At 55.0% G+C, this 24189-nt stretch carries 18 protein-coding genes, 1 tRNA gene and 1 riboswitch; of the genes, 9 read left to right on the top strand and 10 right to left on the bottom strand.

From position 1 onward, the window contains the following. Positions 1–45 precede the first annotated feature (45 nt). Genes HPY86_04880 through HPY86_04865 form a run of 4 tightly spaced genes read left to right on the top strand, consistent with a single transcriptional unit; the run spans position 46 to position 4226 of the window. The gene (locus HPY86_04880; GenBank protein NPV14247.1) at positions 46–456 is read left to right on the top strand and encodes a metal-dependent transcriptional regulator; all 411 of its coding nucleotides are present in this window, start codon (positions 46–48) and stop codon (positions 454–456) included. Next, positions 453–926: a ferrous iron transport protein A gene (locus tag HPY86_04875; protein ID NPV14246.1), complete on the top strand. Its 474-nt coding sequence runs from the start codon at positions 453–455 to the stop codon at positions 924–926. Before HPY86_04880 ends, HPY86_04875 begins: the two co-directional genes overlap by 4 nt. Beyond that, complete coding sequence (gene feoB, locus HPY86_04870; protein ID NPV14245.1) at positions 904–2928, top strand: ferrous iron transport protein B; 2025 nt, start codon at positions 904–906, stop codon at positions 2926–2928. Before HPY86_04875 ends, feoB begins: the two co-directional genes overlap by 23 nt. After that, positions 2925–4226 carry a M23 family metallopeptidase gene (locus HPY86_04865; protein NPV14244.1) on the top strand — a complete coding sequence of 434 codons (1302 nt, stop codon included), beginning with the start codon at positions 2925–2927 and terminating at the stop codon, positions 4224–4226. Before feoB ends, HPY86_04865 begins: the two co-directional genes overlap by 4 nt. Here the strand turns inward: HPY86_04865 and HPY86_04860 are convergent. After that, positions 4199–6307: a TonB-dependent receptor gene (locus HPY86_04860; GenBank protein NPV14243.1), complete on the bottom strand. Its 2109-nt coding sequence runs from the start codon at positions 6305–6307 to the stop codon at positions 4199–4201. The genes HPY86_04865 and HPY86_04860 overlap by 28 nt on opposite strands. A 27-nt stretch (positions 6308–6334) precedes the next feature. Then, positions 6335–6517: riboswitch (cobalamin riboswitch) on the bottom strand. 117 nt (positions 6518–6634) lie between these two features. Here HPY86_04860 and rimI point away from each other — a divergent pair. After that, a complete protein-coding gene (gene rimI / locus HPY86_04855) occupies positions 6635–7102 on the top strand; it encodes a ribosomal protein S18-alanine N-acetyltransferase (GenBank protein ID NPV14242.1) in 468 nt (155 codons plus the stop codon). Between the two features lie 12 nt (positions 7103–7114). On the opposite strand, the gene HPY86_04850 is transcribed toward rimI, so the two are convergent. Both HPY86_04850 and HPY86_04845 read right to left on the bottom strand, forming a co-directional pair. After that, positions 7115–7633, bottom strand: a complete 519-nt coding sequence (locus tag HPY86_04850; GenBank protein ID NPV14241.1) for a nitroreductase — start codon at positions 7631–7633, stop codon at positions 7115–7117. Positions 7634–7653: 20 nt separating this feature from the next. Next, positions 7654–7727 (bottom strand) — tRNA-Arg (locus tag HPY86_04845). Positions 7728–7822: 95 nt separating this feature from the next. Here HPY86_04845 and HPY86_04840 point away from each other — a divergent pair. Next, positions 7823–8503: a DUF554 domain-containing protein gene (locus HPY86_04840; GenBank protein ID NPV14240.1), complete on the top strand. Its 681-nt coding sequence runs from the start codon at positions 7823–7825 to the stop codon at positions 8501–8503. A gap of 286 nt (positions 8504–8789) precedes the next feature. Here the strand turns inward: HPY86_04840 and HPY86_04835 are convergent, their stop codons facing one another. Further along, the gene (locus HPY86_04835; GenBank protein ID NPV14239.1) at positions 8790–10952 is read right to left on the bottom strand and encodes a vitamin B12-dependent ribonucleotide reductase; all 2163 of its coding nucleotides are present in this window, start codon (positions 10950–10952) and stop codon (positions 8790–8792) included. 224 nt (positions 10953–11176) lie between these two features. On the opposite strand from HPY86_04835, the gene HPY86_04830 reads away from it, so the two are divergent. Genes HPY86_04830 through HPY86_04820 form a run of 3 tightly spaced genes read left to right on the top strand, consistent with a single transcriptional unit; the run spans position 11177 to position 13804 of the window. Then, complete coding sequence (locus HPY86_04830; protein NPV14238.1) at positions 11177–12127, top strand: hypothetical protein; 951 nt, start codon at positions 11177–11179, stop codon at positions 12125–12127. Further along, positions 12127–12681 carry a signal peptidase II gene (gene lspA / locus HPY86_04825; protein NPV14237.1) on the top strand — a complete coding sequence of 185 codons (555 nt, stop codon included), beginning with the start codon at positions 12127–12129 and terminating at the stop codon, positions 12679–12681. The genes HPY86_04830 and lspA overlap by 1 nt, the downstream gene beginning before the upstream one ends. Beyond that, positions 12635–13804 carry a cysteine desulfurase gene (locus tag HPY86_04820; protein NPV14236.1) on the top strand — a complete coding sequence of 390 codons (1170 nt, stop codon included), beginning with the start codon at positions 12635–12637 and terminating at the stop codon, positions 13802–13804. Before lspA ends, HPY86_04820 begins: the two co-directional genes overlap by 47 nt. Here the strand turns inward: HPY86_04820 and HPY86_04815 are convergent. The 6 genes from HPY86_04815 to HPY86_04790 form a co-directional block, all read right to left on the bottom strand. Continuing rightward, on the bottom strand, positions 13801–14229 hold the full coding sequence (locus HPY86_04815) for an archease (GenBank protein NPV14235.1): 429 nt from the start codon (positions 14227–14229) through the stop codon (positions 13801–13803). The genes HPY86_04820 and HPY86_04815 overlap by 4 nt on opposite strands. Next, positions 14226–17276, bottom strand: a complete 3051-nt coding sequence (locus HPY86_04810) for a CoB--CoM heterodisulfide reductase iron-sulfur subunit A family protein (protein ID NPV14234.1) — start codon at positions 17274–17276, stop codon at positions 14226–14228. Before HPY86_04810 ends, HPY86_04815 begins: the two co-directional genes overlap by 4 nt. 17 nt (positions 17277–17293) lie before the next feature. Next, positions 17294–17857, bottom strand: a complete 564-nt coding sequence (locus tag HPY86_04805) for a hypothetical protein (protein ID NPV14233.1) — start codon at positions 17855–17857, stop codon at positions 17294–17296. Between the two features lie 167 nt (positions 17858–18024). Further along, on the bottom strand, positions 18025–19203 hold the full coding sequence (locus tag HPY86_04800; protein ID NPV14232.1) for a hypothetical protein: 1179 nt from the start codon (positions 19201–19203) through the stop codon (positions 18025–18027). Then, a complete protein-coding gene (locus HPY86_04795; protein NPV14231.1) occupies positions 19204–19626 on the bottom strand; it encodes a hydrogenase iron-sulfur subunit in 423 nt (140 codons plus the stop codon). Continuing rightward, on the bottom strand, positions 19623–24119 hold the full coding sequence (locus HPY86_04790) for an FAD-dependent oxidoreductase (GenBank protein NPV14230.1): 4497 nt from the start codon (positions 24117–24119) through the stop codon (positions 19623–19625). The genes HPY86_04795 and HPY86_04790 overlap by 4 nt, the downstream gene beginning before the upstream one ends. Positions 24120–24189 lie beyond the last annotated feature (70 nt).

Genomic DNA, 24189 nt, shown 5'->3' with positions numbered 1-24189 from the left:
CTTGACTGCACACTCTTTGGCAATTAAAATTAGATGAGGCTAACAATGTTAGTTAAGAATAACACTGGTCGTTTTCGGTCCTCTTTGGGCGAAAGCGGAGAGGATTACCTCGAAGCCATCCTTTTGCTCGGTGCCGAAAAAAGTCCGGTTCGAGTAAAGGATATCGCCCGTTTCTTAGGAGTGAGCCGGCCCTCTGTCGTCAATGCCCTGAGCCAGCTGAAAACCCGGGGACTGGTGCGGCACGAGCACTATGGTGGTGTCGAACTAACTGATACCGGACGGCACTACGCCGCGGCAATTTATCGTCGTCATCTCCTTCTGGAACAGTTCCTGCGGCAGGTTCTCGGTGTCAGTGCTGAAATTGCCGCCCAGGACGCCTGCCGTTTAGAGCACGCCCTCTCGCCGCAAACCGCGCAGCGCCTGATGGGATTTATCCGCCGACTCGGAGTCCGATGAAAAGACTGAGCGAACTTGCCGTGGGCGACTGGGGCGTTATCCAAACGGTTGAAGGAAAACCGGCACTACGGCGCCGACTGGAAACGATGGGTTTTGTTCCCGGGGTTCGGGTCCGGGTTTCGCGCTGCGCACCAATGGGCGACCCGCGTGCTTACGAACTGCTGGGCTACTGTATCTCCCTGCGTCAGGAAGAAGCAGAACTGGTGATTGTGGAACCGATTAAAACCTATCGGTTAAGTGAAGCGCCACCGGGCCGATTCAGGGTTATCGGAATTTCCGGCGGTCGCGGGCTGGTTGCAAAACTTGCCCGTCAGGGGGTTGTGCCTGATGCGGTGGTGGTGCGGAAAGAGAACGGGCACACCGGTCCGGTCACACTGGAGATTCAGGGTCGGTTGCTGCAAATTGGTCGGGGAATGGCAGGTCGCATAACGGTAATCGCTGAGAGTGATGAAGTCCAAACGACCGATTAAAATCGCCATCGCCGGCAACCCCAACTCCGGCAAAAGTACCATTTTCAACGCCCTCACGGGCGGCGCCGTGGCGGTTGGCAACTGGCCCGGGGTCACGGTGGAGAAGCATGAAGGACGCTCGGTCTATCAGGGTCATGAGGTCACGGTTGTTGACCTGCCCGGCACTTATGCCCTTGACGCCTGGACGATTGACGAGCGCATTGCCCGTAACTTTCTCATCAGCGAAAAGCCGGATGGTGTTGTCGCGGTCGTTGATGCCTCAAACTTGGAGCGCAATCTCTATCTTGTTGTCCAGCTGCTGGAGATGGGCGCTCAGGTAATCGTCGCCCTGAATATGATGGACATTGCCCGGGCAAAAGGGATAGAAGTTGATACCGAAGGGCTGAGCCGGCTGCTGGGAGTTAAAGTTGTACCGCTTGTCGCCGCCCGGCTTGAAGGAGTTGAACAGTTGAAGGAGGCGATTCACAATCTGAGCCGGGAAGAAAAAAAATCCAAACCCTTGCGCATTGATTACGGCGAAGAGATTGAGCGCGATGTCGCCCGGATAATGAGTGCATTACCGGCGACGGTTCCGGAAGATGAGCGCCGCTGGCAGGCGCTGAAACTGCTGGAAACTGGAGAAGCGGGGACTGATACATTACCGCTGGCTGATGCCGCCCTGACCCAGGCAACCCGCGTCGCGTCCGCCTTTCGCGCCGAATTAACCCGGCGCCACCGGCACGACGCCCAGAGCGCCATCATTGAACGGCGCTACGGTTTCATCCGGGGGGTATTGAAAGAGTGCGTTCACCAGACACCAAAAATCCAGCGCTCGCTGGAACTGTCCGAAGTGATCGACTCCATCGTACTCAACCGCGTCCTGGGCATCCCGCTCTTCTTTTTAATGATGGCGTTAACCTTCTTTATTGTCTTTGCCCTCGGGACACCTTTAAGCCAGCTCCTTGACAGATTATTTAACCTGTTTGCCCGCGGTGTCGCAACCCTCCTCAGCAACCTCTTCGTCCCCGAATGGTTTACTTCGCTGATCGCCGATGGGCTCATCACCAGCATCGGCGCGGTTCTGAAATTTATTCCCAACATAATCATCCTCTACATTATCCTTGCCCTGCTTGAAGACTCCGGTTATATGGCGCGGGCGGCGTTTCTTATGGACAAATTTATGCACAAGATGGGCTTGCACGGTAAATCGTTCATTCCTTTACTTTTAGGCTTTGGCTGCAATGTGCCGGCGGTTCTTGCCGCCCGGACGCTCGAAGCGCGCAAAGACCGCATCCTCACCATCCTGGCAACCCCGCTAATCTCCTGCTCGGCGCGATTGCCCATTTACATCCTGTTTGCCAGTGTTTTCTTCAGCCGGGCACGATTTCTTGTCGTCTTTTCCCTTTACCTCCTGGGCGTACTCATCGCGGTTGCCATCGCCCGGCTTCTGCGGCATCTCTTCTTCCGCCAAGAAGATGCCCCATTGATTATGGAATTGCCACCCTATCACACGCCTGCCTGGCGCACCGTTCTCCGTCCCGCCTGGGCGCGAACCTGGCTGTTCATCCGGCGCGCCGGCGTGGTGATTGCACCGGCAGTGGTTGTTGTCTGGCTTTTGGGCAGATTACCCTGGGGAGTGCCAAACGCCTCAGCCCAGAGTCTATTAGGAAAAATTGGCAATCTGCTTGCGCCGCTGTTGAAACCCGCGGGATTCGGGTACTGGTGGGCAGCGGTGGCGCTCCTTGCCGGTGTTGTGGCAAAAGAGATTGTCATCAGTACCCTCGCCACTATCCACAGCAGTAGCCCGGAAGGGTTAACCGGCGCACTCCAGTCATACTTCACACCGCTTTCCGCCTACGCCTTTATGGTTTTTTCCCTTTTGTACTTTCCCTGCGTTGCCACCTTTGCAGCGATTCGGCGCGAACTGGGCGGACGCTGGGCGGCTTTTGCCGCACTCTACACCCTTCTCGTCTCGTGGCTCACCGCCACCGGCATCTACCAATTAGGCAGGACCATTTTATGATTCCGCCACCCCTAACCCCACCTCCCGCGAAAACAGCAAAACCGCTTTCCCGCTGGCTACTCCTTATCCCGATTATCAGCGCGGCGACGATCGCCCTTTTCCTCTTCCGGGTCAAACGCCCGCCGGCACCGGTATGTGGTCCCGAACTTCCGAACCCGGACTCAATTTACCATACCGGCGCCACCCTTGACAAAAATGAAGTGCTTGCCCAGCTCCTGCGGCGCTTTTGCCTGACCGAAACGACGATCAACACCATCTACGCCGCCCTCCGCCGCACCGACTTCGACTTCCGCAAGATGAAGCCGGGCGACTCGGTTTCCTTCTACTATCAAGGCTTGAACCTTGCCCGTGTTGACTACCACCCGAACTTAATCACCACCTATGAAGTTTCTCTGGACTCAGCGGGTAATGCAACCGCACAAAAAATAATAAAACCCGTTGACACGGTTAAATGCATCTTCACGGGCACAATTGAAAACTCCCTCTGGAACTCGTTACTCAAAATCGGCGGGACTCCCGAACTGGTCGTCAACTTTGCCGAAATCCTGCGCTACGACATTGACTTTTTCACCGAATGCAACAACGGCGACACCTTTGAACTGCTCGTTGACCAGTTGAATGTTGATGGTAAGACCTACGGCTATGGCCGAATCTATGCGGTCCACTACAAGAGCAAAACCGAAAATGTTTACGGCTTCTACTTTAAAGACCCCTCAGGTCGCTGGGACTACTACAACGAAAAGGGCCAATCACTGCGCAAGACTGTGCTCCGTTCGCCGCTCTCCTTTGCCAAAGTGTCCTCCTACTTCGGCATGCGGTTCCATCCCATTTTAAGGATTTACCGCCCGCATCAGGGCGTTGACTATGTGGCACCGCGCGGCACTCCGGTGAGCGCCATCGCTGACGGCACCGTGATCAGGGCGCGCTGGTGTGGTGGTTATGGCCACCTGGTAGAAATAAAACATTCCGGCGGTCTTGTCTCCCGCTATGGCCATCTGTCTAAGTATGGTCCTGGAATAAAAGAGGGCAGATTTGTCCGGCAGGGCGCAACCGTAGGCTATGTGGGCGCTACCGGGCTTGCGACCGGTCCCCACCTCCACTTTGAAATTCGCAAAGGGGGCAAACCGGTCAATCCACTAAAAGTTATACCGCCAAGAGCAGAGCCGGTCGCCAAAAAGTATCTGCAACTATTTAACGAAACTAAGGATTACTACCTCTCTTTAATAAAGAAGGTTAACAGCCTCAACCATCAGGACTCATCCATCACCAACTATAAACCAATATCTATTTCTAAATAGACATTCATGTCTGGTAACGGATAGTCTTTTATCTCCTGATACTGCTGGTTGAATATGTTCCTGCAGCCCAATGCCAGTTGGCAGTGCCAGTTGTTCTTCCAGGTTAGTGCGCGAATCGGGTCAATCACCATCTCGGCATCAAAGATTGCAAATTTAGGGAGCGTGTCGGTGTTATCCTTATTGGTAAACCGATTTGATACCGCCCTTCCGCTTAAGAGTAACTTAACAACCGGCGGCTCGTTGTTCCCCAAATACGCCAGCCAAACCCTACCTTTTCCGGAAAGTAAGGGCCTGTAAGGCAACACCTTTCCTTCGGTTCGACACCGCTGCAATGTCGCATTCAGATTGAACCCAAACCACCCAAAACCAAAATCGGCTTCTAACTCCCCGCCACTAACCGTGGCTGATGCCACATTAACCGGTTGATATTTGAGGTTGTTGTCCGGTAGCCATTGAATTAGATTAGAAAACTGTGTTCCATAAACTCCCAATCGCAGCCTGCCTTTACCCGCCATCTCATAACCAACACCGCCATCAATTCCGGTTCCAAATTCGGGTGCCAGACCCGCATTCCCTGCGGTCCAGCCATCATCGGGCCACCACAACTCATTAAATGTTGGCGCACGAAAAGAGCGGTTCACCCCCAGATAAAAACTCATCGGGTAAAATCGGCTTACAATCAGCGCCAGTTTCGGGCTAACCGCCCCATAACTCCGTTTAACTGGTACCTCCCCGGTTAATCCACCTTTGCTCATTAACAGGTCGTAGCGCACCGCCGGTTTCAGTTCCAGCCCGCCCCCGGAGATTCCGACTTCAAGGTACAGTGCGGTTGTTGTCCGGTTCGGACTGCCGACCTTTGTACTCTTTGCCTGCTCAATAAACGACTCCAGACCAAGATTACCGGTAAACCACCGCAGCGGGCTAAACCACTGATTGAGATTAACACCGGTCTGATATATCTGGTGGGTGTCGTTCGCGGTAAAGTAGATTGAAGGGTTAAAGTAGTTCTGCCAGGTGCGCTGATGAGAGAAACGGCAGCTGAGCCGGGCATTGTCCGACTCCTGCAGGTCGTAACCAAGAATCGTCATCAACCTTGAATCCCGGAGCCGGGCGCTGTCCGAAGGAAAGGAAATCGGACCGGGCGAACCCCGGTCTGCAACACCAAGCACCCCGGAGAAAGACAGGTAGTGCCGGTCCCAGAACCTTGTTTGCGACTTCAAAAGCAAATCACCCCGGCTGATGTCACAGTTCAAACGGGTCCGGACCGAATCAAGCGCATCACGATAACTCCACCGATTTTTTGACTGTAACAAACCACCGGCAAAAAGGAAGTTCACCGTTCCCGGCACAGAAATCACTACGCTACCATTACGCCTGCCCAGCGAACCCACCCCTAAACCAACTCTGGCACCACCTTTTTTCGGCTCCGGGGTTTTTATGTTCACGACACCGCCAATCGGATTCGCTCCGTACAAGGCTGAGGCACCACCCCGCATCACCTCCACCTCCTCGGCAAACACCAGGGGAATCAAACTGAGGTCAGCGATGTTGTTAAGGCTTGAGTTTAACCGCACACCGTCAAGCATCACTACCGTTTGTTCGGCATTCGCCCCGCGCAGCATAACCGTGGTCAGATTGCCGTAGTCGTTTATCTGCGCACCACCATCCGCCCCAATAACTCCACCGACATCGTTAAAACCTTGGGTCCGGCTCGGCTCATTTTTTATCACTGCTAACGGCTGGGCAACCGCGACGAGCGCACCAAGCCGGCTCGCGGTGCTTGTTACCCCTGAGACCGGAATCGCCCGGGGTAAAAGGTAAAACACCGTTGTTTTATCAACAGTAACATCCTTCCACACCCGCGTTTCGTACCCGAGCCGTGATACTGTTATGGTAAATTTTTCATCGAGACCATCGGTATTAACCTGAAAACTTCCCAGCGAATCGGCGATTACCTTTAACCCGGCGGGCGCAACCTCAACCTCGGCAAACGGCACCGGTGCTCTTGTCGTGGCGTCAAAAACCTGACCCTGGAAAACCCCGGATGGGGTAAGAAGGGAAACTAAGAACAGTAGAACCATTACGGCACTCCTTTCCGTGCAAAGAGTTTACCGACCTTGACAGCGACCAGGTCTCCTGACTTGCGGCACCGTCCATCGCCTTCCCGGCATTGCCAGTGGCGTTGATGGACCAATCTTCGCCGCTCACAGTGGGCGCGACCGTCGCCGATTTGCACGGCGTTCCCTGTGCCTCCGGCTCTTGCCAGAGACAACCGGCTTGCGACTTCCGCTTCCGGTCTGTCGCTGTCCCTTTTAATGAAATTACCTTGCCGCGCTCTTCAGTCAAGAAAAACCAATTTGACTTAACCGCTCCTCAGGCTAACATATTGTCCGGTGAACCGAAAAGAAATGGACCAGGAAGATAAACGCGGAAATGTCCTTATCCGGCAGATGACCGAAGCGGATCTTGACCGGGTGATGATGATTGAAACCCAGACCTTTCCCAACCCCTGGCGCCGTTCCTTCTTTGCCTCGGACATCTTTCGGCCTGATGCCCTGTGCGTCGTTGCTGAAGACTCCCGGCGCGTGGTCGGCTATCTCATCGCCTGGGGACGGGAAGAGGTCCACATCGCCAACATCGCGGTTGCCCCTGAAGTCCGGCGCCAGGGTATCGGTAGCCGTTTGATGGAAACCGCACTCCAGTTTGCCCGGCATCAGGGCGCCGATTCGGTCTATCTTGAGGTCCGCATCTCCAACACCGGCGCGCAAAAGTTTTACCGCCGATTCGGCTTTGTTCCGACCTACATCCGCCGGGGCTATTACGAGAACGGCGAAGACGCCATCGTTATGGAACTGGAGGTCAGGGAAAGAAAGTAACGGGCAGTTTACCTACCGGTAACGGTCAAAACAGACAATCTCGCTCAGCGGCTTGCGGTCCCGGGGTTTGGGCTCCTGTGCCGGATAACCTAATGGCGTGAGCGCGACCGGCTTTACCCCCTCAGGAATTTCCAACACCTTGCGCACCTCCTCCTCAATAAATGCGCCAATCCAGCAGGTCCCTAAACCTTCGGCGGTTGCCGCCAAAATGATGTGCTCCAGCGCAATTGTCACATCCACCACCGCCGCGGACCAGTAACCACCCATACCCTTCCACGCCTGCTCCTCAATCGCACAACCGCAGATGACCACCGGCGCCTGGGCGATAAACGCCTGATTGCGGCACGCCGGCACCAGCGCCTGGCGCACCGCCACGTCCTTCACCACAATAAACTTCCAGGGCTGATAGTTCTTCGCTGAGGGCGCCCGCCTTCCCGCCTCCAGGATTCGGTTCAAGACCTCATCCGGCACCGGGTCGCTTTTGTACGCCCGAACACTCAAACGCCGATTTATCACCTCATAAAAATCCATCTTACCCCCTTATGAAAACCAGCGCCCGACGCGATTCGAACGCGTGGCCTGCAGATCCGGAGTCTGCCGCTCTATCCATCTGAGCTACGGGCGCACCGCTCTTAATTTACCCCGCTCCGCAATAAAGTCAAGTTTTTACCCCAAAACTCCACAATTGCCTTGACACCAAACCGCCGCTAACATTAATCTGTGCTTGGCACACTCGTCAATGTCGCCACCGTCATCATCGGCAGCCTCATCGGCATCTTCCTTCACACCCGTTTGCCCCAACGCCTTACCCAAACCGCATTTGGCGCAATTGGTATCTTCACCCTGTTCCTCGGCGTCTCAATGGCGCTGAAAACCCACCACATCCTGATTCTCGTCTTTTCCATCCTGCCCGGTGCCATCATCGGCGAACTGCTCCAAATTGACCAGCGGCTCAACCGGGCAATTGAAAAACTGAAAACCCGTTTTGCCTTAAAAGCCGACCGCTTCACCGAAGGATTGATTTCCGCATTTCTTTTGTTCTGTATGGGCTCAATGACCATCCTCGGTGCCATTGAAGAAGGCTTGGGCAAACCACCCACCCTTTACTTCACCAAGGCGCTCCTGGATGGAGTTGCTGCGGTTGCACTCAGCGCCGCGCTCGGCATCGGCGTTCTGTTCTCGGTCCTGCCCCTGTTCCTTTACCAGGCCGGTCTAACCCTTATTGTGCGCCTGCTCGGCAACACCTTAAACCCCATCATCGCCGATGAACTAACCGCAGTGGGCGGGCTCATCCTTATCGGTCTCGGTATCAACCTCCTCCAAATCAAGGAGATAAAAATCCTCAACCTCCTGCCCGCCCTCATCATCGCCCCGCTCCTTGCCCTCATCTTCATCCACTAACCAGCCCCGCTCCCAATATCACCTGTTATGTTGGACCAAACCCTCCCTTTAACAACACCCTTCTGGGTAAACAAACTTATCCCCATTACCACCCCCGGAACGGCTCATTGGTAAGCCCTATGCCCGGGATACAAAATCTCGTAACAGATTTAAAAATCGTTGGTTATAAGTATGCTACCAAACTTAGCCGTTAATCCCGCCCAATTTTGGGTTCTAAATAAAAAAACCGGCAAACCAACCAGCGCCTAAATTTCAGCGGCAACAAACGGCCCTGGCTACCCTGCGATTACGGACACTTACTGAAACCGCACGAGACGCAAACCAGACACCCCTCCTGAAACTCCACCCTGCCACCACAGTCTGGACAGGCGCCCTCTTTACCCTTCTCCACCTCCACAACCTCACCCAACTCCTGTTCCAGCGCCTTGGCGATGGCATCGGCACAACTGGTAATCTTATCATTTTTTGACCAGGCGTGCGACTGGCACGAAATCCCCTTCAACTGTTTGACAATCTGCCTGGGTTCAACTCCGCTGCGCAAAGCAAGCGAAACCAGCCGGCCCATCGCCTCCGCCTGCGCCTGAGCACACACCCCGGCTTTACCGATGTTGGTAAACACCTCAAACAACCGGCCGCTCTCATCCCGGTTAATCGTCACATACAGGTTGCCGCAGCCGGTTGCCATCTTCCGCGTCACCCCGGTTAACAAAGGCGCCCGACCCCGCGGTTTAACCGCCTCTGCGGTACTCTGCACCGACAAAACCTGGGCTGCCCTTGACCCGTCCCGATAGACCGTCACCCCTTTACAACCCAGTTCATAGGCTAAAAGGAACACCCGGCGTACATCCTCTTCACTCGCCTGATTTGCCAGATTCACCGTCTTGCTCACCGCATTCTGCACATAGCGCTGGAACGCCGCCTGCATCCGGATGTGCTCCTCTGGAGTCAACTCCAGTGCGGTAACAAACCGCAACTTCAAATCGTCCGGCACATCGGGAATCTTACTCAGCTTCCCCTCGGCAAATAAAGCCTGTTCCAGCGCCTGATTCCAGATGCCCCGCTTTTCCAGTTCCGCCCTTAAATAAGGGTTAACCTCTTTCAGCCTGGTACCGTCGAGGATGTTGCGCTCAAAGGCAAGGGCAAAGTAAGGCTCAATCCCGCTGCTACAACCGGCGATGATGCTCAAACTGCCGGTCGGCGCAATGGTGGTAATCGTGGCATTGCGCAACTTTTCATCCGGATAGTAAACGCTCTTTTCAAAGTTCGGAAACACACCCCTTGCCTTTGCCAGTTGCTGGGACGCCCGCTTGCCCTGCTCAAGAATGAACTTCATCACCGCTTCGGCTAACTCAAGCGCCTCTGCCGCATTGTACGGAATCCCGAGTTGCGCCAGCATATCAGCCCAGCCCATCACACCGAGACCAATCTTCCGATTGGCGCGCGTCTTTTCGGCAATCACCGGCAGCGGATACCGGTTGGCGTCAATCACATTGTCAAGGAAGTGTACCGCCTTTTGCACCACCTGACCTAAAAGTTCCCAGTCGACCGTGCTCTCTTTAACCATCCGCGCCAGATTGATTGAACCAAGGTTGCAGGACTCATAGGGCAGAAGCGGCTGTTCGCCGCAGGGGTTGGTTGCCTCAATTTCGCCCTCAGCCGGCACCGGATTCGCCGCATTCACCCGGTCAAGGAAAACTATTCCCGGTTCGCCATTCTTCCACGCCTGATGGACAATCAAATTAAAAACCTCCTGCGCCCGCAACCGCTGCACCACCTCATGGGAACGGGGATTGATCAGCGCGTACTCCCGGTCCTCCAGTACCGCGCGCATAAACCCCTCGGTCACGCCGACCGAGATATTAAAGTTCGTGAACCGATTTGGGTCGTCCTTGCAGGTGATAAACTCCTGAATATCGGGATGGTCAACCCGTAAGAGCCCCATATTGGCGCCCCGGCGTCTGCCACCCTGTTTTACCGCCTCGGTTGCGGCATCAAAAACGCTCATAAAAGAGAGCGGTCCGGAACTGACTCCCTTGGTAGAGCCAACCACATCCCCTTTGGGTCGCAGCCGCGAGAAACTGAACCCGGTGCCACCGCCCGACTTGTGAATCAGCGCCGCATACTTCACCGCATCAAAAATCTCTTCCATTGAATCACCCACCGGCAGGACAAAACAGGCGCTCAACTGGCCCAGTTCGGTCCCGGCGTTCATCAAGGTGGGGGAGTTGGGCAGAAATAGCAGACCGCTCATCAACTCGTAAAACTCCTCAGTCAACCGCTCAACCTCAGCCGAACTGGCACCGTAGCGGGCATCGATCTCAGCAATCGTCCTTGCCACCCGGAAAAACATCGCTTCGGGTGTCTCAATGATGTTACCCTGCTCGTCCCGGCGCAAATAGCGGCGCCTCAGCACCTCAATCGCATTGGCTGATAACTCAACCTTCTTCATACTTCTGCTCTTCTGCACTGTTTCCCTTCTGTTCTTCTTTATCTCAGTGTAATCGGTGCCGGTATCGTGTCAAACTTGTACGGTTGAATAATCATTCGCCCCTCCTTTTGACTTATCGGACTTTTTCTCTCCCCTCCCTTGATGGGAGGGGACAAAGAGGAGGGTGGAAAATACATCTTTGACTTATCGGGCTTTTTCTGGTATAATTATTCTGGAGGCTAAAGATGATTAACGACCCGAAGGTGTTGAGCCTGTTAGAACTCCTCGCCGAGAACAAACTCCCGGCGCTGGAACCAGTGTTTGCTCCTCGTCCAGACGGCTGGGTAAGTTATCCGGTGGTGGAAAACCACCTCGGGGTTGATGCCGAATATGCCCAGCGGCTGCTCAGTGACCTGCACCGTCTGGGCTATCTTGAACGCCATTTTGCCGAACGTCTTCTGTTCTGCCCGGTCTGCAACTCCCATAACCTTGAGTGGACGATTTTCTGCCCGAAGTGCGGTTCACCCAACCTAAACCGCGTGCGACTTTTAAGACACCGCCCCTGCAACTGGACCGCACCGGAAAAGGATTTCCAGCGCAAAGACGAACGCATCTGCCCCAAGTGCCGTGCCGAACTTTTCCTTGTTGGCAGCGACTATGACGACCTGGGCAACCGCTACCAGTGTGAAAACTGCCGGGAGATAACCCGGACTCCGGTCGAAAAGTGGCACTGCCCGGGCTGCAACCGCAACTTCCCGAAAGATGGGGTGCGGGAACTGGTCCTCTATCGGTTCGTACTCGACCCGGCACAAATCTCCAAACTCCGTCTCGAACGCATCCCCCGCGCCAAGGTGCTGGAGATACTGAAACGCGAGGGCTACGATGTCCAGGAATCGGCGCGTCTGCTCGGGAAGTCCGGTGCCGAGCACACTATCGACATCCTCGCCATCAAGCACACCGGTCCGCTTGAGCACAAGGTCGTCGTCGGACTCGCCTCAGCCGAGCGCGCCGTTGACTCGGAAGAGGTCATCAAACTCTATGCCAAGGCTTACGATGTCGGTGCCCAGGACATCATCCTCATCGCGGTCCCATACCTCTCAGAAGATGCCCAGCAGTTTGCGCAGCATTACCACATCCGGGTTTATAACGCCGAAGCGCTCGACCGGCTGCTTGCGGGCGCCGAGCACATCATCTGATGGCTGCTGCCCTGCGCCGGTCGTTTGTCTGGGCCGCCATCGCATCACTATTTGCTGACCAGCTGACAAAAATCCTTGTTTACGGAATCACCGGCGGTGTTGAAGGTGGTGCACCGATTCGAATTCTCGGCGACATTCTCAAGATTTCCTACACCACCAACACCCGGGGTGTTTTTGGCATTCCTTTTGGTCCGCGGCTGATGTACTTCATCCTGCCCGGCATCGGCATCATCCTTGTCCTAATTTTTGCCCTGAAAACCAAAAGCACCTGGCTCGGCTCAGCCTACGGCCTGATTCTGGGCGGCGCTTTGGGCAACCTTATTGACCGGTTCCGGCTGGGATTTGTTATCGACTTTATTGATTTTGAACTGCGTTCGCTCCGTATCCGCTGGTTTACCTTCAACCTGGCGGATGCCTTTGTTGTTATCGGGGTGATAATGATTTTCCTTTACGAAATCGCCGGTACGATCAAAAACCGGCAGCAGAAATCAAAGGAGGCAAAAGAGCATGAAACGACGGATTTATCTGGACAACAACTCAACAACACCAATTGACCCAAGAGTCCGGCAGGCGATTGAACCTTTTCTGAACGAAATCTTTGGCAACCCTTCCAACCTGCACTCCTTTGGCCGGGAAGCGGCCGAAGGTATCGCCCGGGCGCGCGAACAGGTTGCCGACTTCTTAAATGCCAAACCCGAAGAAATCTTCTTTACCAGCGGTGGCACCGAAGCGAACAACTGGGCGATTAAAGGAGTGGCGGTGGCGCTGATGCTCGAACGCGGCCGGCACATCATCACGAGCCCGATTGAACACGCCTCAATTTTGGGCAGCGCCCAGTATCTATCCGAGCAGGGCTGGCAGGTAACCTTTCTGCCGGTTGACTCGTACGGTATTGTTGACCCGGCAGCGGTGCAAAAGGCAATAACAAAAGAGACCGCACTCGTGAGCGTAATGCTCGCCAACAACGAGATTGGTACGATTGAACCTATCAAAGAGATTGCCGCTATCTGTAAAAATGCCGGGGTGTTATTGCATACCGATGCGGTATCCGCCGCCGGTAAAATGAAAATTGATGTCCGGGAACTGGGTGTTGACCTATTGACCATCTCGGGCCACAAAATTCATGCACCCAAAGGTGTTGGTGTCCTTTTCATCCGGGAGGGTGTCAAAATTCATCCCCTGATCCACGGCGGTCATCATGAGAAGGGGCGGCGTGCCGGTACCGAAAACATCATCGGCATCGTGGGAATGGGTATGGCATGCAACATCTTGAAAAACGAGTGGCAAAGCCACGCTGCAAAGATGCTACGCTTGCGCCAGCGTCTTGAAGAACAAATCCTCTCCCGGGTGCCTGATGTCCGGCTCAATGGCCATCCGGAAAAACGGCTTGTCAATACGAGCCACTTCAGCGTCGCCTATGTTGAAGGGGAAGCCCTCTTGATGAACTTAGACCTCGAAGGGATTGCGGTTGCCTCGGGTTCCGCCTGCTCTTCCGGCGAACCAGAACCATCACCTACGGTCAAGGCAATCAACATCCCGCCCCTCTTTCGTAATTCGGTTGTCCGGTTCTCATTGGGCGACGAAACTACCGAAGCCGATATTGACTACACCGTCGAGGTTTTTGAGCGGGTGGTCAAAAGGTTGCGGGAGATTTCGCCCTTAAAATCGGCACACTAAACATCTAAGACCACGGTTGCAGTCCAGCCGGTCGGACCTTTCTCCAGCCGGTACTGATGATAGGTCGGGGTCTTGATTTCTATCTTCAAACCGTGCTTTTCCGGTTGATAAATCTCGCCGGTTAGTTTTGCCTTCAGTTCGCCCGCCTCCGGTTTGAGTTCTTCAATCACCACCGCAACGGGCACAAAACCACGGGTGGAAAATCGATAGAGCAGTTCGCGCAACCAGTCAAGAAATAGTTCCTCCAGGTTAAACGAATTCAACTTCACCTCTTCGGTCAAGTTCGGCTCAACTTGTTTCAGCTCCACCATCACATCAAAAAGCATAAATGCCGCATTGCGGAAAAGTTCGGGCAGGTCCCGGCCGTAAATTGCCACCATCAGGTCAGCGGTGTGTTCCAGGAGTTGATACTTTTCGGTTTTCACTGAAACAGTGCGGCGATTTCCCGCACGATGTTCTCGGTCTTAAACCCCTTGATGTCAATCGCCTCGCTGCGACAGTTTGCCGCACAGGCGCCGCAGCCTTTGCACAAAGCCGGGTTGACCACCGCGGCAAATTTGCCGGTACGCTCATTGACCAGTTTCACCTCAATCGCCCGATAGGCACAGAGCGTTTCGCACATATGGCACGCCGAGCACCGTGCCGGGTTAACAACCGCCTGATAGGGCTCGCCCTCAATAAAATCCCGGGCAAGAACCGTTGCCGCCCGTCCTGCTGCCGCCTGTGCTGAAGCAATCGCTTCGTCAATAAACTTGGGATAGTGGCACAACCCGCACAGAAAGACCCCATCGGTGGCAAAGTCCACCGGCCTGAGTTTCGCATGGGCTTCGAGGAAAAAGCCATCCTGATGCAGGGGCACCTTGAGCATCTTTGCCAGTTCACCGGCGTCAGGTTGCGGCACGACCCCGGAAGAGAGGACCAACAGGTCCGGTTCAATCTCAATCTCGGTACCTAATATCGGCTCAAAAACTTGAACGGTCAGTTTACCGTCCTTGACCTCAACCACCGGTTTGCGCTCCTTTTCAAACCGGATGAAATTCACCCCGAGTTCGCGCGCCTTACGATAGTACTTCTCCTTAAAACCATAGGTCCTGATGTCCCGATACAGGATAAAAACCTCCACCGCCGGGTTTATCTCCTTCAAAGCGATGGCATTCTTAATCGCCTGGGCGCAGCAGATGCGCGAACAGTAAGGACGCTCATCCTCACGCGAACCCACGCACTGTATCATCACCACATTGCCCGACCCTTTAGCCAGCTCGCCTTGCGCAATCATCGTCTCCAGTTCCTTCTGGGTTTTTATCCGATTTGACTGGCCGTAGAGATACTCCACCGGTTCCCGGTACCTCGCGCCCGTCGCGACAATCACCACCCCGTGCTTCACCTTGATTGAATCACCCCCGCATTCCAGGGTCGTTTCATATGAGCCAACAAAACCGTCAATCCTTTTCACGGTTGTGCCGGTGTAAACCTTTATCCGGGGATGGGAGTTCACCATCTCGCGCATCTTATTGAGCCGCGCCTGGACATCTTCACCTTCAATCGTCCGTGCGATTGTTCGGGCATTACCACCCAGCTCCGTTTCCCTTTCCACCAGATACACATCAAACCCGGCATCCGCCAGTGCCCGTGCCGCACTCATCCCGGCAATGCCGCCTCCGATAACAAGCCCGGCTTTGGTCACCGGCAACTTCACCGGCACTAATGGCTCCTGACGACGCACCCGCGCCACCGCCATCTTCACCAGGTCCTTTGCCTTGAGGGTTGCCTTATCCGGTTCATCCATATGCACCCAGGAACACTGGTCCCGGATGTTCGCCATTGCAAACAAATGCGGATTCAAACCCGCCTCGGCAACGGTCGCCTGAAACAGTGGTTCGTGGGTACGGGGTGAGCAAGAGGCAACCACCACCCGATTCAAGCGCTGTTCCCTGATGCGCTGCTTGAGTTTTTCCAGTGTGTCCGCGGAACAGGAGTAAAGGTTCTCCTCGGCATAAACTACGCCGGGCAAACTGCGGGCAAACTCCACAACCTCTGGCACCCGCACAATGCCACCGATATTGATACCACAGTGGCACACAAATACCCCAATCCGTGGCGCGAATCCGGTAATGTCATTCGCCTCGGGCTTTTCCTCAGCAACCGGTTTCGGAGTTGTACCATTGACCAACTTCAACGCCCGGGCCGCTGCCGCCGAAGCCGAAACCACCGTCTCCGGAATGTCCTTCGGACCCTGCCCGCTTCCGGCGATAAATATCCCTTCCCGGACTGTTACCGGTTCCCATTGGTCCTCATCCGGATAAGCAAACTCGTTCAACCGCACCTGCAAACGCTCGTTCAACGCCTGGACCTTTTCCGGTGGTACAAACCCGCAGGAAAGAACCACCATATCAAACCGCGCGGAATGCTGCCCGCTTTCATCGGCGTAGCGCACAACAATGTCTTTCGTGTCCGGCTCCTCGCGCAGCTCGGCAATACGCGCCCTCACAAACCGCACCCCGTATTGCCGCTCTGCCCGCTCAATATACCGGTCAAAATCCTTCCCGAACGCCCTCATATCCATATAGAAAATTGTCGGCTCAATCTGCCGGGCATGCTCCTTCGCAATCACCGCCTCTTTCGTCGCATACATACAGCAAACTGAAGAACAGTAACCTTTCTCCACCGTTTCATCCCGGGAACCAAAACACTGAACCCAGGCGACCCGTCTCGGCTCCTTGCCATCGCTGGGCCGCTTGATGTGCCCGCCAAACGGACCCGAGGCGCACATAATCCGCTCAAACTCCAGACTGGTAACAACATTCGGGAAACGACCATAACCATACTCGGGCCGCACCTGCGGTTGTACAATCACACTTCCTGGTGTCATTACCACCGCACCCACTTCAACTGTTATCTCCTCATCCTTCTGGCTATAATCAATCGCACCCGCGGTGCACACCCGGGCACAGTTGCCGCAGCGGTCTCTGGTAAACTTCAAGCAGTGGGTACGGTCAATCATCGGTGCATTCGGCACCGCCTGAGCATAAAGTCGGAAAATCGCCCGGCGCTGGCTCAATCCGCCTTCAAACTCATTGGGCATTTTCACCGGACACTTCTCTAAACAGAGACCACAACCGGTACACTTCGTAAGGTCCACCGAACGGGCATAGCGAATTAGTTGCACCTTAAAGTTACCCGGCTCACCCTGAATTGACTTCAGTTCGGTCAGGGTCATCAGTTCAATGTTGGGATGACGGGCACAGGTGACCAGTTTCGGCGAAAGGATGCACATCGAGCAGTCATTGGTCGGAAAGGTCTTGTCCAGCATCGCCATATAACCACCAATCGCCGGCTGCCGCTCTACTAAATAAACCCGGCATCCGCTATCGGCTAAATCCAGCGCCGCCTGAACCCCGCCAATTCCTCCCCCAACCACCAGCGCCGCATTAACCGGTCCGGTACCCCTGGGCTCTTCGGCGCTATTTACCATCGGCTCTTTTTCCATCCTCACCGCTCCAGTTCCTTCAAAGATTCGGGATAGGTATAACCATCCTCCTCTGCCAGTTCCCGTAACGCCTGCATCAACCGGTTAATCTTAACCCCCTGCGGGCACCGGCTCTCGCAGCGGTAATGGGTGGCGCAGATGTCCTTAAACTCGTCGCACAACGCCTCCTCCCGCAGCCCGAGATTTATCTTCCGGATAAACCGCCGCGGGTCTTTTTTCTCATCAATAAGCGCCTCCGGACAAACTGCGGTGCAACTTCCGCAAATAAAACAGGCGGCTACTTCCGGCACAAGCCTCCGCACGGCGTTTCGAAACTCCTGCCCTTCCTTCGTAACCCTCGCCCCTCGTGGGAAACGCTCATCTTTTCCATTTTCCCTCGCCCCTTGTGGGAAAGGGTAGGGTGAGGGGCTGCTCCGCTTCTCTTCTTCTGCCAACCGCACCACCGCATCACAGACCGCACCAATATTCACCTTCTGGGGACAGCGCTTGAGACAGGTCGCATGATAGGAACAAATCCAGATAAACTCCGACCGGTAAACCTCCTCTTTCAGCCCTAAAATCGCCATCCGAATCAGCCGCCGCGGATTGTACTTCTCATCCAGTCTGCGTACCGGACAGGCGGCGGTGCAGGAGCCGCAGGCAAAGCAGTGCATAAAACTGTTGTCACCCAGTTTCGCCGCAATCCGGTCGCGAAACTTAGTATCCAGTTCATTGAGAATAATCTCTGGCATATTCACTCTCCGATTGTCCGAAATTCGTCCTCCCGGAATGTCACCAGTGGCAACGGCTCATCGAGCGACCGCCCGGACAGATAGTCAAACTCCTTCTGGGCGTTGCGGGAAACCTTCTTGAACAACACGCTTAAACCAATCTTCACTGGGCAGGAGTCTTCACAAATTCCACACTGGACACAGGATGTCATCATATGATTCATCCGGGTGATGTGGAAAAGCAGCGTGCCCTGGGGCATCCGGGTCTGTCCTTTATGGCGAGAGATGCGCACCACCTCATCCAGGTCCCGTTCCAGCGCTTCGGACTCAAAAAAGCACTCCCGACAGTAGCACACCGGACACACCTTCATACAGTTGTGGCAGTTCAAACAGGCGGCGAAGTACCTCACTAAATTCTCCGGACCCAACGCCTTTTTGTCCAACTCTTTAATCTGTTCTTCGGCGCGCATCTGTCGTTTTGTTCGCAACTCCTCGATAAACTTCTGCCTCGACTCCGGCTCTTGCATCACCTCAATATTAAGCCCTTTAAGCAGCTCTGCCCCTTTCTCACTTCCCACTGCCACCCACAACGCCTCACTGGGATTCATCCCTAAGAACCCAATGTGCAGGTCAAAAACCAGCGGGGTCGGAAACTCGCACATTGTACAGGCGGTACGGAACCTGTTCTCGGCAAGGTACCGGTCCTGCTCCTGCAAAAAACGATTGACAAAACTGGTGGCATCGCTCCCCGCGACTTCAAAGAAATCCAGCGCACGGTAGGTGCCCGGACAATCAACGCCGATTAAAACCAGACCGTCTAAAACCACCTGTTGTAATTTTACCAGTTCTACCACCGCCCGCGCCTCACAGGGCCGCAAGAACACCCCAACCTTCACACCCGGTGCCGGATTGAAGGCAATTTCATCCACCACCGAAGCCGTATTGACCCCCATCGCCGGCAGAAATGGTACGCCACTGTCGCGTATCGCTTCCGGGTCTGAGAAGAGCACCGGCGCGGCAACTCCATTGCGAGAAAACGCGGGCATCATAACCGCGTTTAAAACCCCCTCTTTTAACCACCGGGCACAAACCGCCTTAACTGTCTCTACCGGATTTCCACCCTCAACCTTTAACTTGTACGGTCGAATAATCATTCGCCCCTCCTCTTCTGCGCTTCTGCTCTTCTGCTCTTCGGTACTCATTTACACCTCCCACAGCGTCTTAAATGGACTGGGTCCCTTCTTGCGCAGCTTCTCGGTAAATTCGGTAATCGTATCCGCAAACTTCTTTCCTTCCGCAGCAGAAATCCAGCGCAGCAGCACCCGCTCCTGGTCCAGACCCAATGAACGCATAATGGAATTAAACAAAACCATCCGGCGTCGGGTTTTGTAATTTCCTGAGACATAGTGACAGTCACCAGGATGGCAACCGCCGATAAACACACCGTCCGCACCTTCCATCAGGGCGCGGACAATGTAAACCGAATCAACCGCTGCCGAGCACATCACCCTAATCGGTTTCATATTAGGTGGATACTGAATCCGTGATGTTCCGGCAAGGTCGGCACCGGCATAGGTACACCAGTTACAGAGAAAACCTACAATCCTTGGTTCAAATTCACTCACAACGCCTCCTCTACCATTGACAATAACTGTCGGGACTCAAACCCCTGCAACTCAATTGCATTTGACGGGCAGGCTGCGGCACAGGCACCGCACCCCTGGCATAACACCGGCGTTACCTCGCTCTTGCCCGTTGCCTGATTGACCCGCACCGCCTCGTACTGGCAGATGCGCTCGCAGACACCACAACCAACACACCACCGCTCGCGCACCCGTGCCACCACCGCCTGGGTTGTTATTTCGCTCTGGCTTATCACCGCACAGGCCCGCGCCGCTGCTGCCAGTGCCTGGGCGATGGTCTCGGGTATAAACCTTGGTGAATGGCACATTCCCGCCATAAAAATCCCGGCCGTATTGAAATCAACCGGTCGCAACTTCATATGCGCCTCAAGGAAGAACCCATCCTCGTTCAACGGCACTTTTAAAAGTTGTGCCAGTTTCGGGTTATCCGCTGCAGGTACAACACCGCTGGAAAGCACCAGAAGGTCTGCTTTCACGCCCACCCGCGCCTGTAAGACCGGGTCAAACGCTGAAATGTGAAACCTGCCACCCTCTCGTTCAACAACGAGCGCCCGTTCCTGTTCATCCGGGTCAAATCTGATGAAGACCACACCGGCTTCCCGCGCCTCGCGGTACAATTTCTCCCGGAACCCGTAAGTCCTGATGTCCCGGTAAAAGATGTAGACTTGGTTGTTCGGGTTTATTCGCCGCAAACGCAGGGCATTCTTAATCGCCTCAGTGCAGCACACCCGTGAACACCAGGGATGCTCTTTATCCCTTGAACCAACACACTGAACCATTGCAATCACCTGGCCGGTTTCCTCGTTTCCCACCTGCCCGTTCTCAATCGCCTGTTCCAGTTCAAGCTGGGTCATCACCCGTTCTGCAGCACCGTAAAAATACTCGCTCGGCTTGTACTCTGAAGCACCACATGCCACGACAAAAACCCCGTGCACCAGTTCCCGCTCCCCGGCTTCGGTCTTCAATCTGGTCCGATAGTTGCCCAGATAACCGGAAACACCTTCAACCTCAGCCCCGGTCAGAACCTCGATTTTCGGATTTTCCCGCACCTGCCTTTCCAAACGGGAAAGCAACTCGGAAGTCTCTCTGCCTTGTTCATCGTACCTGAGCCGGCGCAATGTTCCGCCCAGCACCCGCTCCTTTTCCACAAGGTAAACCTCGAAACCCTGTTCGGCAATCGCCCGCGCTGCGGTCATTCCCGCCAGACCGCCACCGATTACCAGCGCCTTCTGCACAATTGCCTGCTTTCCCGCACGCAGCGGCTTCAACCGCCGGGCATTTGCCACCGCCATCCGCACCAGTTCCTTGGATTTTACTGTCGCCTTTTCGGGTATGTGCATATGGACCCAGGAGCACTGGTCACGAATGTTTGCCATCGTGAAAAGATGGGGGTTAAGAGCCGCCTCGCGCATCGTTTCCTGAAACAGCGGCTCATGGGTGCGGGGCGTGCACGACGCCACCACAACCCGATTTAACCGGTGCTCGACAATCGCCTTGCGAATCCGCTCCTGGGTGTCCTGGGAGCAGGTGAACAGGTTCTCCTCGGCGTAAACCACACCGGGCAAACTGCGGGCAAACTCCACAACCTCCGGCACCCGCACCACACCACCGATGTTAATCCCGCAGTTACAGACAAAGACACCGATCCGCGGCTCCTCAAGAGAGACATCCCGCTCTGGTGGATACTCCTTTTTCGTGACCAGGGTACCTCGTGCCGGGGCAAGGAGCGCCTCAACCGCACCGGCGCAACCGGTCGCTTCGGTTACGGTCTCCGGAATGTCCTTGGGCTCAACGCAAACCCCGCAGGCATAAACCCCAGCACGGGATGTCGCGACCGGATATTCGGGGTCGGTTTTCACAAACCCCTGCTCATCGGTCTGCACGCCCAGCCGCTCACACAACTCTCTCGTTGCCGGGTCCGCGGTTAGCGCACTGGACAAAACCACCATATTGTAAACCTCCTGGTGCAATACGCCGTTCTCATCTTCATACGAGATAATCAGGTCCTGACCGTCGGACGCCGCTTCTACCCGTGCCACTCTTGACCGCCGATACTTTACCCCGTACTCCTTTTCTGCCCGCTCGTAATACCGTTCAAACCCCTTGCCGAAACAGCGCATATCCATATAGTAGATGTGGCATTCAAGGTCACCGGCACAATGCTCCTTCGCAATCACCGCCTCTTTGGTGGCAAACATACAGCAGACCGAGGAACAGTAGTAATGCTCTTCGTTTCGGGAACCAACGCACTGGATCCAGGCGATCTTCTTCGGGTGACTCTTATCTCCTGGCCGCAACACCTGACCTTCATAAGGACCGGTTGCGGACAGAATCCGTTCAAACTCCAGGCTCGTCACCACATTCGGATACCGCCGGTAACCGTACTCCCACTCCTTAACCGGCTTATGCTCCTTAAACCCGGGCGCCAGAACCACCGCCCCAACCTTCAACTCCAGTTCCCTTTCCCGGTCCTGATGCACGAGCGCCTCTGCCTCACACGCCGCAACGCACTGCAAACATTCCGAACACACCCCGCAATCAAGACAGCGCTCCGCCTCTCTTACCGCCGTTTCCTCATCAAAACCCCGATTAATCTCTACCCAGCCTCCCAGTCTTTTCTCACCTTCAAGCACCGCTTCCTTTTTCCGGGTTTTTTTCTCAATCTTTCCCCACCGTGCTGCCGCTGATTCCTCCAACTTTGCCGGCAGCGGCTTGGGTTGAGCCCGCCCCACGGTTAAATCCTCCCCTTTTAGAAATCTCTCAATCGAAATTGCTGCCTCGTGTCCGGCCTGAACCGCTTCAATCACCGATGCCGGGCCCGAAACCATATCACCACCCGCAAACACACCTTTTAAACCCTGCACCGCCAGTGAAACCGGGTCCACCTTCCAGGTTCCTGCCGGACCCCGTTCAATACCGTCAAACCCCTCTGCTGCCACCGCCTGTCCAATCGCCACAATCACCGTATCCCCCGGCACAAATCCGGTGTTTTTCTGGTTAAACTCCGGATTGAACCGGTGCTCTTGATCAAACACCCGCACACACTCCACTGTTTCCAGACCGCTCACTACCCCGTTTTCGCCCCGAATCGCTTTCGGTCCCCAGCCCGGCATTAATTTAACGCCATCGGTTAGCGCCTCCTCAATTTCCCAGGGATGGGCGGGCATCTCTTCCCGTTTTTCCAGGCAGACCATTGTCACCTCTTCCGCACCTAACCTTTTCGCACACATCGCGCAGTCCACCGCCACATTTCCGCCACCAATAACCACAACCCGCCGTCCGATTTGTACATTGCCCTCGGTTCCTCCATTTACTGCCCTTAAAAACTCAACCGCATGCCAGACCCCTTTTAAATCCATTCCGGGAATTGTTAAAGTCCGGCTCTTGTGGCACCCCAGCGCAACAAACACCGCTTGATAACCATCCTTTAACAGTTGTTCCAGCTCCGCGGTCGAACTCACTGGGCTATTCAATTTCAGCTCCACTCCCGCATCAACAATCAGTTGAATCTCTTTATCCAGCACCTCCCGGGGCAACCGGTATGCCGGAATTCCCCAGCGCATCATTCCGCCGGGCTTTTCGCTCTTTTCAAACACCGTGACCTGATAACCTTTTAAGGTAAGGTCCAGGGCACAGGTCAAACCTGCTGGTCCCGCACCAATTACCGCTACCCGGGCACCACTGCCCGATACTGCGCCTTCCTCTTTTTTATAGGGCACCGGTTCATTTTTCTCCACCCAGTCAAACAAAAACCGTTTAACCGACCTTATCGCAACCGCCTCGTCAATCTCTTTACGGTTACACTCCTGCTCACAGGGGTGGTGGCACACCCTTCCGCAAACACCGACAAATGGCAACCGCTCCCGCACCAAAAGATAAGCCTCCCGGAACTTCCGCGCCCGGGTGAGCGCCACATACCCCTGGGCATTCACTCCGGCTGGACAGGCAAGCCGGCATGGCGCCCGATTGGTATTCTTTTCAATTACGACCGCATTGGGAATCGCCTGGGCAAAAAGTTTGTAAACCGCGCCCCGTGCCGAAAGCGCCTGATTGTACTGGTCTGGCACCCGCACCGGACAAACCTTAACACACTCCATACAACCGGTGCACTTTTCAAGATTCACAAACCTGGGCTTCTGCCGTAACCGCACCGTAAACGAACCCGGCTCACCCTCAAACCCGGTTATCTCACAACCGGTAATGATTTCAATATTCGGATGTCTGCCGGTTCCCACCAGCTTCGGCGCGAGAATGCACATTGAACAGTCGTTGGTCGGAAATGTCTTGTCCAGCATCGCCATCACCCCGCCGATTGCCGGTGCCCGGTCCACCAGGTAAACCTTAAACCCGGACTCCGCCATCTCCAGCGCCGCCTGAATCCCGGCGATGCCGGCACCAACCACGAGCGCCGCACCCTGTACGGGCAATTCATGAATTGCCCGTACACCCTTCTGCTCTTCAGCCCTTCCGCTCATTCTCCCCTCGCCCCTTGTGGGAGAGGGGTAGGGGTGAGGGCTTCTGCCCTTCTGCTCTTCTGCTCTCCTG

It is taken from the genome of candidate division WOR-3 bacterium, from assembly GCA_013177935.1.
Lineage (GTDB): Bacteria > Hydrothermota > Tepidihabitantia > Tepidihabitantales > Tepidihabitantaceae > Tepidihabitans.
Note: the sequence above shows the minus strand (reverse complement) of the source record. Positions and strands in the feature narration are given on the sequence as shown.

What these genes read in the sequence shown, in the direction of transcription:
- rimI (NPV14242.1), top strand. Translation starts at nt 6,635, where the DNA reads ATGGACCAGGAAGATAAACGCGGAAATGTCCTTATCCGGCAGATGACC.
- HPY86_04800 (NPV14232.1), bottom strand. Translation starts at nt 19,203, where the DNA reads ATGAGTACCGAAGAGCAGAAGAGCAGAAGCGCAGAAGAGGAGGGGCGA.
- feoB (NPV14245.1), top strand. Translation starts at nt 904, where the DNA reads ATGAAGTCCAAACGACCGATTAAAATCGCCATCGCCGGCAACCCCAAC.
- HPY86_04805 (NPV14233.1), bottom strand. Translation starts at nt 17,857, where the DNA reads ATGGCGATTTTAGGGCTGAAAGAGGAGGTTTACCGGTCGGAGTTTATC.
- HPY86_04880 (NPV14247.1), top strand. Translation starts at nt 46, where the DNA reads ATGTTAGTTAAGAATAACACTGGTCGTTTTCGGTCCTCTTTGGGCGAA.
- HPY86_04830 (NPV14238.1), top strand. Translation starts at nt 11,177, where the DNA reads ATGATTAACGACCCGAAGGTGTTGAGCCTGTTAGAACTCCTCGCCGAG.
- lspA (NPV14237.1), top strand. Translation starts at nt 12,127, where the DNA reads ATGGCTGCTGCCCTGCGCCGGTCGTTTGTCTGGGCCGCCATCGCATCA.
- HPY86_04865 (NPV14244.1), top strand. Translation starts at nt 2,925, where the DNA reads ATGATTCCGCCACCCCTAACCCCACCTCCCGCGAAAACAGCAAAACCG.
- HPY86_04820 (NPV14236.1), top strand. Translation starts at nt 12,635, where the DNA reads ATGAAACGACGGATTTATCTGGACAACAACTCAACAACACCAATTGAC.
- HPY86_04860 (NPV14243.1), bottom strand. Translation starts at nt 6,307, where the DNA reads ATGGTTCTACTGTTCTTAGTTTCCCTTCTTACCCCATCCGGGGTTTTC.
- HPY86_04875 (NPV14246.1), top strand. Translation starts at nt 453, where the DNA reads ATGAAAAGACTGAGCGAACTTGCCGTGGGCGACTGGGGCGTTATCCAA.
- HPY86_04810 (NPV14234.1), bottom strand. Translation starts at nt 17,276, where the DNA reads ATGGTAAATAGCGCCGAAGAGCCCAGGGGTACCGGACCGGTTAATGCG.
- HPY86_04850 (NPV14241.1), bottom strand. Translation starts at nt 7,633, where the DNA reads ATGGATTTTTATGAGGTGATAAATCGGCGTTTGAGTGTTCGGGCGTAC.
- HPY86_04835 (NPV14239.1), bottom strand. Translation starts at nt 10,952, where the DNA reads ATGAAGAAGGTTGAGTTATCAGCCAATGCGATTGAGGTGCTGAGGCGC.
- HPY86_04790 (NPV14230.1), bottom strand. Translation starts at nt 24,119, where the DNA reads ATGAGCGGAAGGGCTGAAGAGCAGAAGGGTGTACGGGCAATTCATGAA.